The sequence below is a fragment of the Arthrobacter rhombi genome (assembly GCF_039526245.1).
GTDB classification, from domain to species: domain Bacteria; phylum Actinomycetota; class Actinomycetes; order Actinomycetales; family Micrococcaceae; genus Arthrobacter_H; species Arthrobacter_H rhombi.
The window spans coordinates 264,773-272,408 of sequence record NZ_BAAAIV010000011.1; the positions used below are offsets into that span (position 1 = coordinate 264,773).

Below are 7,636 nucleotides of genomic sequence, written 5' to 3' on the forward strand. Positions count from 1 at the left end.
CTTCCGAGCGGCTACCTGGCGCGGGAAGGAACCCGTACCGCCGCAGGCACTACCTGTGCCAACCGTTGGAGGGCATCGCGCAGGCTGGCAGCGCCGACCTCGTGGGACTCCACCCGGGAGCGCGCGTCCTGGGCCAGGTCGGGGTGGTCGGTCACGATGCCGGCGGCCCCGTCGTACAGGTATTGGCGCATCCTGTCCTCGCGGTTGACCGTCCACACGTAGACGGGCCGGTGTTGGGCCTTGGCCTCGGCCATGAGACGGGGGGAGTAAGACGCCTGCTCGACGACGTAGAAGTCGCAGTCCACGTTGGGGGCGCCGCCGGCGGTCATGGCGATGGTGTAGCCGACCGAGAGATCGGGGCGCCGTGCCTTCAGCCCCTCCACCACGTCTGCATCCAGCGAGTGGTAGATGTTGTCTTCCAACGGGCCCACGCTCTCGAGCTCGCGGACCAGCCGGTCCATGAAATCCGGGGTCTCGTGGCCGTGGACCTTGGGCTCGATCAGAAGTTTGATGCCGAGCTTCTTGGCGTGGCGGACGTAGTCCACCATCGAGGGGATCGTGTCGGAGAAACCACGGGCGCTGACGGAGGTCGCCTCGGCCTGGGCCAGCGTCAGGTCGTAGGTGTTCACGTTGTGGCCGGAGAGCACCATCAAGTTGGTGTCGTGGCTGGCAATGAAGTGTCCGTCCTTGGTCTGCTGCACATCGACTTCGACAATGTCGGGATGCTTCGTGGCAGCGGCATCCAGGGCGCTGATGGTGTTCTCGACGCCTCCCCACACGAAACCCCGATGGGCGATGACCAATGGGTCGGACGTCGCTACGGGTGCTGCGGACACGGAGGGGGCACTGACGAACACCATCGCCAGGACTGTGGCGCCGGCACCGAGTCGGAGAGCCACGCGGCGCGCGCCGGACATCGGGGCCTGGGCGCGGATGGCCGGGGCCTCCACGGTGTCGGGCGAAGCCGGTGAGGGCTCTGACGCCACGGAAGGTGCGGCCTCCAGGCAGCGGAGGAGCAGGAACTGCAGGGCGAGAACCGTGGCGGCGATCAGGACCACGAACATCACCGCATGGGACAGGCCCTGCCCCAGCGCGGCGGTCAGCCGCGAGTCGCTCTCCAGCAGGGTTCCGGGGAGTTCGGCCACCGCAGCCAGGGAACGACCCGGCACCTGGTAGGCCAACAGGGCGGCGGCCACGGGGGAGACCAGCAGCAGGGGCAGGCGCAGGCGGCGTCCGCCGGTGGCCGTCCAGCTGGCCACCATGGCTCGCAGCGGCGTCACCCGGTGCACCACCAAGGCGGGCAGGGTCGCCAGCAATCTGAGGTTGAGATAGAACAACGCGCTGGTTGCGGTGAGATAGAGGCCGAGACTCAGCGGCTTCTTCAGGTACTCGGCGGTGACGAACGGTGCGACGCCGATCTGATGGGTCAGGGGCGAGAGCTCCCCGAAGCCGCTGATGGGCAGGAGCAGCAGCAGATACAGGCCCATGAGGGGTGCCTGCCAGCCCAGTGCCCTGCCGGTGGCACGCAGGGCCCGGCGTGCCGTCGTCGTGCCAGGATGTGGGGATCCGGTGTGCAGGCCGTGGGCGAGGGCCACGATGGAGGTGTACTGCAAGGTCAGTGCCGCGGTGGCGATCGGGCCGGTGGCCAGCAGCCAGAGCAGGGACGCCGGGTCGTTCAGCAGCAGGGCGAAGTTCTGATCGGTCAGGTTCGGCGTTCCGGCTGCGTCCAGGGTGCGCCGGAACGTGAACTGGACCACGGGAAGCACCACGAGCAGGATCAGGCCCTGCCAGAGGACGAGGGCACCGGCGAGGGTGGAGAGATTGCGTGGGGACCAGCGCCGTCGGGTGCGTGGTGCGGTGGAGGCCTGCGGCTCGCCGGGGCGTTCGCCCACTGCTCCACGTTCGTTGATGACGCCTTGCACGTTCCCTTCTGGCCCGGTTGCACCGCGCCGAATCAGGGCGATGCACGAATTGTTCGGGTCCAATTTACCAACTGTTCACCAGTGGCGGCTCATTGTGGGACCGTCGCCACGTATCGATGTGATGACGGAAACGGTGCCGTGGAGTGGATGGCTACCATGGACCATGGCACTTCGACTCAGTGAACTCGTCCTGGAAACGCGCGCGCCGGAGGAGCTGGCCCGCTTCTGGTGTGCGGCACTGGACTACGTCATCTTGGACCGCGAAGACGACGGCTCCGTGGAGATCGGGCCAGCAAGCGGTTTCGGGGGAGCGCAGCCGACGATCGTGCTCAGCCAGTGTGCTGACCCCACTCCGCACCAGGGTCGGCTGCACTTCGACGTGAACGCCATGGAATCGACCCAGGAGGACGAGGTGGAACGTCTGCGGGCGCTCGGCGCCACGGATCTGGACGTCGGTCAGTCGGGCGACGAGGGCTGGGTGGTCCTCCAGGATCCGGAGGGCAACGCGTTCTGCGTGCTCCGGGCGGTGCTGGAACCCTAGCTGGAGGCAGGCGTTGGGGGCACCCGTTTGGCCAGCACGCTGGAGCAGATGACCACCAGGACTCCGGCGATCGGCACTACGAGTAGGCCGGTGGCTAGCGACGAGCGGTCGGCGATGGCTCCGACGATCGGCGGCGAGAACAGGAACCCCAACCGCATCAGCCAGCCCAGGATGGTCAGGCCGGTGCCGGGGCGCAGGCCCGGTAGTTCGTCGGCGGCGTGCATGGCTGCCGGCACCAGGGTGGCGGTCCCGAACCCGGCGAGACCGAATCCGATGATGGTGCTCGGCACACTGGGGAACGCGAGCGCCACACCGAACGCGACGGCGATCAGGACACCGCCGGTTTGGGCGACCGCTCGTTGGCCGAAGCGGTCCACCAGTCGGTCGCCGATCATCCTGCCGACGAATTGGCAGCCGACCAGGGCGACGAAACCCAGGGCTGCGACGGGAGCGATCGCGCCGAGGGACCCCTTGAGGTAGATCGCCGACCAGGAGCTGCCGGCATCCTCCACGAGGGCACCGCCGATGGAGACGAGCACCAGCGCGGCCAGGATGGCCGAGGTGCGCAGCCAGGAGGGATGCACCCGGGAGATGCCGACGTCGTGGCCGGTGGCGGTATCGGAGCTGGCGCCGTCCTGCGCGGTGACGAGGGTGGTGGTGCGGGTGTCGGGCCCGGGGAGCAACAGGGGCAGGCTGATCAGGGCGACGATGCTGAAGAGGGCCAGCGAGATGCCCAGGTGGATACCGCGGGGAATGCCGAGGCCGGCGGCGGCACCGCCGAGGAGCCCGCCCAGCATGGCGCCGATACTCCAGACGGCGTGGAAGGAGTTCAGGATCGAGCGGCCGTAGGCGCGTTGGACGCGCAGTCCGTGGGAGTTCTGGGCGACGTCGGTGATCGCGTCCATGGCGCCACCGAGGAAGAGGGCTCCGGCCAGCATCGCCCAGCTGGGGGCGAGGCCGGCCAGCAGGACGCCGGTTCCGGTGAGGATGGTGCCGATGACGGCGACCCGTGCGGAGTGGAAGCGGCGGATCAGCGATGCGGCGGCCAACCCTGCGATGAGCGCCCCGAGCGGAAAGGCCGCGACGGCGGCACCGAACGCCCCGTTGGAGAGCCCGAGATCCTCCTTGAGCGCGGGGTACCGCGGAAGGATGTTCGCGAACAGGGCGCCGTTGGTCAGGAACAACAAGGACACGGCCAAGCGCGCTCGCCGGTTGGTCCGTGTGGGGCCGGGGTCTGCGGCGGAATTCGTGGGGGTGCTGGTCACTGTCCTACCGTATGCGGTGGTGCCCGGCGCAGGCGCGACGACGCACTGCCGCTACGTGATAGGCGCTACCGACAAAGGGGCAGGCGCGCTCGTAAGTGAGGCAATTGGAGTCGCTGTTAGCAGGGCCAGCGTGTAGCTCGCTGGCCGGGCACAAGAGGTTCTCGTTGCGTGAGCATTGGCGCCTTTGGCAGGCGCCCGCCAAAGCGAGGTCCTTCGGGAGTCCGCCGAGAGCCAAGTGTCGATGAACGTGGCACATTAGGCGTACCCGGCGGCACCAAGGATCGTGCCGCTCGCTCCATCGTAGTTTGGGTGGGCGCAACTGCGCGGCCATGTCGCTCATACTGGCGGGAAGCGAGGGGCTTTTCCGTGAATCGGCGCTGGAGTTTGCGAGGATGTTTCAGGCCGACGAGGCGATCATCGACTCATACGGGATGTTCGCCCGCGCCCGTAACTGAGACATCCCACCTGGCAGCATCGGGCTGGGGCTTGCGCGCCCCGGAATGGGCGCCCAAGCGTGTTTCTTCGGGCCATTCGTCTTTCCGTGGAACGTCGGTTCCTATGGTGCGCGATCGGCCCTGTTGTTGGTGGCGCCGTAATCGGAGGTGAAGTTTAGCTTCCTCTCTATATGCCTGATTGACGAGGCCGAAATCATTGCGAGCTTCCTAATGGCCGCCGGCTTCACCAACGGCTGACCATCGCTCGCAGAGCTCCATGGTGGCCGCCGCCGAAATCGATGTCCGCACCGTCGGCTGCAGCCCCTTGGCATACGGATTCGGTTTCTCGGGGACGATAACCACCGGGATCCCGCCCACCATCCGGCCAAATTCGGTGACGAGGCCGCAGCCTTCTGACTTGCCCCCCGCCTTGCCTCAAGTCAATGTGCTCGAGGGCGTAGCTATACCTTGTGGCCTAAAGATTATTCACCGTCGTCCTCGTGTTATCTTGACAGGACTTCGTTGGGGGAATGGATCTATGGCGTTGTATCTAAAAGCACCTTCTCAGCTACCAGTTACAGCAAATTGGGCTGCGTCTTTTTTGCTGTTGGGTAGGCAGATAGCCAAATATGAACTTGAGTCGGACCGGCAATTGCTGATCTGTGTAAGCGCTCCGGCCAGAGACTACATTGCATGGCTAATTGGTGTGGGGTGGCGATTGGTTCGCGAACCGGACGCTCATGAGCAAATTGAAGTATCTGACTCGCTCACAATTGGTATGCGACTTAATATCGCGAGCGAATCACGAGTTTGGTCCGGAGTTTTGAGGGGCATAGATTCCGCAAAAGGTCGAATCAATATAAGCGGTATTTGGATATCAATCAGCGATGTTCGCGCAGTTGCCATAAGCAATCGAGCGGAAGGCGCGGAGTGGAGCCAGCGGGACATTCCTGCGCGCCCAACGATAACCAATGGCTCGTGGTTGGAAAAATCATGGACCGCCGCGCACGTGAATCAAGACCATGAAATAGCTCTAGTTGGGGTGAAGCAGGAAATTCTTCACGAGTCAAAAGCGCAAATTGGCTTCTCGGCTGATTCGATGATCGAGCTCGGACATCTATTGACTATTCCAGAAGCAACGTCTTTCACCGCTTGGTGTACCACGGTTGTACCAGCGACCGAGGGGGGAATGGCGGCCGTGGACGCGGCTGCCAAGTTGGTCGTCCTGGATGGACCATCCGCCGGCCAATGGTTGAGAGCAGTTAAATCTAAGTGCGTCGTCTGCATCGTTGACCGCAGCCGCGAGAATGACCCGTTTGAGGAAGCAATAGCACGATTTGCTTTGGATGGGACTCTGCTTGATAGACAATTCCTCGATTGGTCCCCACCGCCCGGTATCGAGATTTTTGGGGTGGAGGTCCTAGTTTGAGAACGCCTGATGAGCTGAATCAACTCTATGGAGTCGCTGCCGGGGCTCCGCGTACACCTGTTGAACTTGTTCGTTTCCAGGATGAGACGGGGCATGAGCTATCGAGAATGAGATCCGGACTCAGATCAAATGGTGATCTTGAGGCCGAGAGCATTTGGTCCAAATTAGGCCAACTCATTGCCGGAATCCGGTGGCATTGGACGGCGAGTCCGTTTGAGCTTAGCCGCAACTACCGACTAGAAGAATTGCTTGAAGAAGCCAAACGTGAAGTTGACTCTTTGGGTCTTCGAACCGGTAATGAGGATCGACTCGAAGGCTTCACAAGGGTCTGCCAACACATCGAGAATAGTGAAATGAGTCCTGGAGCGTTGCTCTTGTCTGAGTACCTCGAAGACGGAATTGGGATGCAGCTCGGTGTAGTTGTGCCCCGAACCTACTTCGTAGGCATGTATGAAGACTGCATGACGGGATCGTACGAAAACGTTAAAATAATGACAGCTTCTATGCTTCGATATGCCCCTATATTCGATCAATTGATCTCTCTCGAGAGTCCGGAATTTTATACTCGTGCCCTTTGGGAGGCACCTCACTCTGAGGAATCGATTTTCATTATTCCCGCTTGGCGGCCCGTTCCTGAGTTGAGGTCGTCTTTGCTCCGAGAATCGGTGATTAATCCCTATGTACGCGCTGCTCGGGTTTCATTCGTCGGATACAAGGCAGAATCCCGGATCGAGGTCTTTGAGGAGCCTACGGGGGAATCTGGATTTGATAGAGATGTTGGAGGCATTGCAAAAGATGTCCCAGCCTTAGTGCTAGATGCAGACGAAGTCCAAGCTCGAACTGTGAACCTGGCCGGAGGATTCCAAACAGTTATCGATGTGGATGGCGATTTTCTTAGAACTGCTGTCCCGACTCCTACCGGCAAAACTGAGGTTTCGTCCATCGGGGTTGAAGAGATTGAACTCGGGTCGCTACTCGTGCTTAGAGCCGATTCGTCCGATTCGAAAGTTATCTGGGAAAAGCTTCGCAAACTACTCGGGGCGCATTGTGAAGAGGACCTTTCAGCGCAGGCGAAGTGGAAGAACCTACTCCGACAGCAGCTTCAACGACATGGAGTCGACTGGGTGCAGAAGAAATTGTTTGCCGCCGGCATGAGGACTATTCCTAGAGCCGAGGCATGGTCCCTCGCGACGACTTGGGGCCCGAGATTTGCTGCTGACTTCGAGCTCCTGCTGCATTGGCTAGGACTTGATGCATCGGCATACGTTCAATCTAGGGATCGAATCAGGAGCGCCCATAGTAGGGCCACTCACGAAATACGTGCTGAACTTGAATCGACTTTGGGCGCTGTAGATTACAAGCTAATCGAGTCTAGAGGTTGGCTGATCACGGAGACGATCGATTCGGGCGGTGCTTCCATTTTCGTTGGCGAAGTAACCTCAATTTCAGATAGACCGATCCGCATGAAGCGCCATCGAGTTCGAGTACTTACCAACGTAGAGGAAAGAAAATGGCTCGAATGATTCCACCAAGGATTTCTGGAGATACGAAATCCCCCGGCGAGTTAATCTTGTTTCCAAAGTTCGAGTTGGATGAGCAAACACGATCGTGGATTGTTCTGCACTCGTTGAATATTGCCAATCATGTCCGCAATCTCGAGGGTGAAGCCGACTTCGTAGTCGTCGTTCCGGGCCACGGCATTGCTGTGATTGAAGTCAAAGCCGTCCAATCCATTGAACGTCAAGATGGACTCTGGTATTTGGGACGCCAACAGCCGACTACGCGCAGTCCTTTTGACCAAGCTTCGGAAGCACATAGGTCAATTGAGCGGGCGTTGAGAGCGCAAAAAATAGACATTTCCGGCGTGCCGATTGACTCGTTTGTCTGGTTCACCCACATTTCCAGGTCGCACCATATTGTAGATTCGCCGGAATGGCAGCCTTGGGAGGCGCTCTATTCAGAAGACCGTCGCCAAAGTGTGGTCAAGTCCCGGGAAGTGGTGTAGCGGTTGTGTCCTTCGGTGAACGTTTTCAGGCGCTCAGTGC

6 protein-coding genes are annotated in these 7,636 nt (G+C 61.1%); 4 read left to right on the top strand and 2 right to left on the bottom strand.

All coding sequences use genetic code 11. The annotated features are described in order from the left end of the window. Positions 1-11: 11 nt before the first annotated feature. Positions 12-1,922 (bottom strand): glycerophosphodiester phosphodiesterase family protein, encoded by a 1,911-nt coding sequence (locus ABD088_RS10655; RefSeq protein WP_343901912.1) that lies wholly within the window; start codon positions 1,920-1,922, stop codon positions 12-14. 163 nt (positions 1,923-2,085) lie between these two features. On the opposite strand from ABD088_RS10655, the gene ABD088_RS10660 reads away from it, so the two are divergent. Further along, the gene (locus ABD088_RS10660) at positions 2,086-2,463 is read left to right on the top strand and encodes a VOC family protein (protein WP_343901913.1); all 378 of its coding nucleotides are present in this window, start codon (positions 2,086-2,088) and stop codon (positions 2,461-2,463) included. On the opposite strand, the gene ABD088_RS10665 is transcribed toward ABD088_RS10660, so the two are convergent. After that, the gene (locus ABD088_RS10665; RefSeq protein ID WP_343901914.1) at positions 2,460-3,728 is read right to left on the bottom strand and encodes an MFS transporter; all 1,269 of its coding nucleotides are present in this window, start codon (positions 3,726-3,728) and stop codon (positions 2,460-2,462) included. The two genes, ABD088_RS10660 and ABD088_RS10665, sit on opposite strands and share 4 nt — an antisense overlap. Positions 3,729-4,700: 972 nt before the next feature. Between ABD088_RS10665 and ABD088_RS10670 the strand changes: the two genes are divergently transcribed. The 3 genes from ABD088_RS10670 (at position 4,701) to ABD088_RS10680 (ending at position 7,596) form a co-directional block, all read left to right on the top strand. Then, positions 4,701-5,591, top strand: a complete 891-nt coding sequence (locus ABD088_RS10670; protein WP_343901915.1) for a hypothetical protein — start codon at positions 4,701-4,703, stop codon at positions 5,589-5,591. Positions 5,592-5,836: 245 nt separating this feature from the next. Beyond that, entirely contained in the window at positions 5,837-7,114 is a 1,278-nt protein-coding gene (locus ABD088_RS10675) for a hypothetical protein (RefSeq protein WP_343901916.1), read from the top strand. Then, positions 7,102-7,596 (top strand): nuclease-related domain-containing protein, encoded by a 495-nt coding sequence (locus tag ABD088_RS10680; RefSeq protein WP_343901917.1) that lies wholly within the window; start codon positions 7,102-7,104, stop codon positions 7,594-7,596. The genes ABD088_RS10675 and ABD088_RS10680 overlap by 13 nt, the downstream gene beginning before the upstream one ends. Positions 7,597-7,636 lie beyond the last annotated feature (40 nt).

Coding starts and splice junctions, on each gene's coding strand:
- ABD088_RS10660 (WP_343901913.1), top strand. CDS start 2,086: ATGGCACTTCGACTCAGTGAACTCGTCCTGGAAACGCGCGCGCCGGAG.
- ABD088_RS10670 (WP_343901915.1), top strand. CDS start 4,701: ATGGCGTTGTATCTAAAAGCACCTTCTCAGCTACCAGTTACAGCAAAT.
- ABD088_RS10680 (WP_343901917.1), top strand. CDS start 7,102: ATGGCTCGAATGATTCCACCAAGGATTTCTGGAGATACGAAATCCCCC.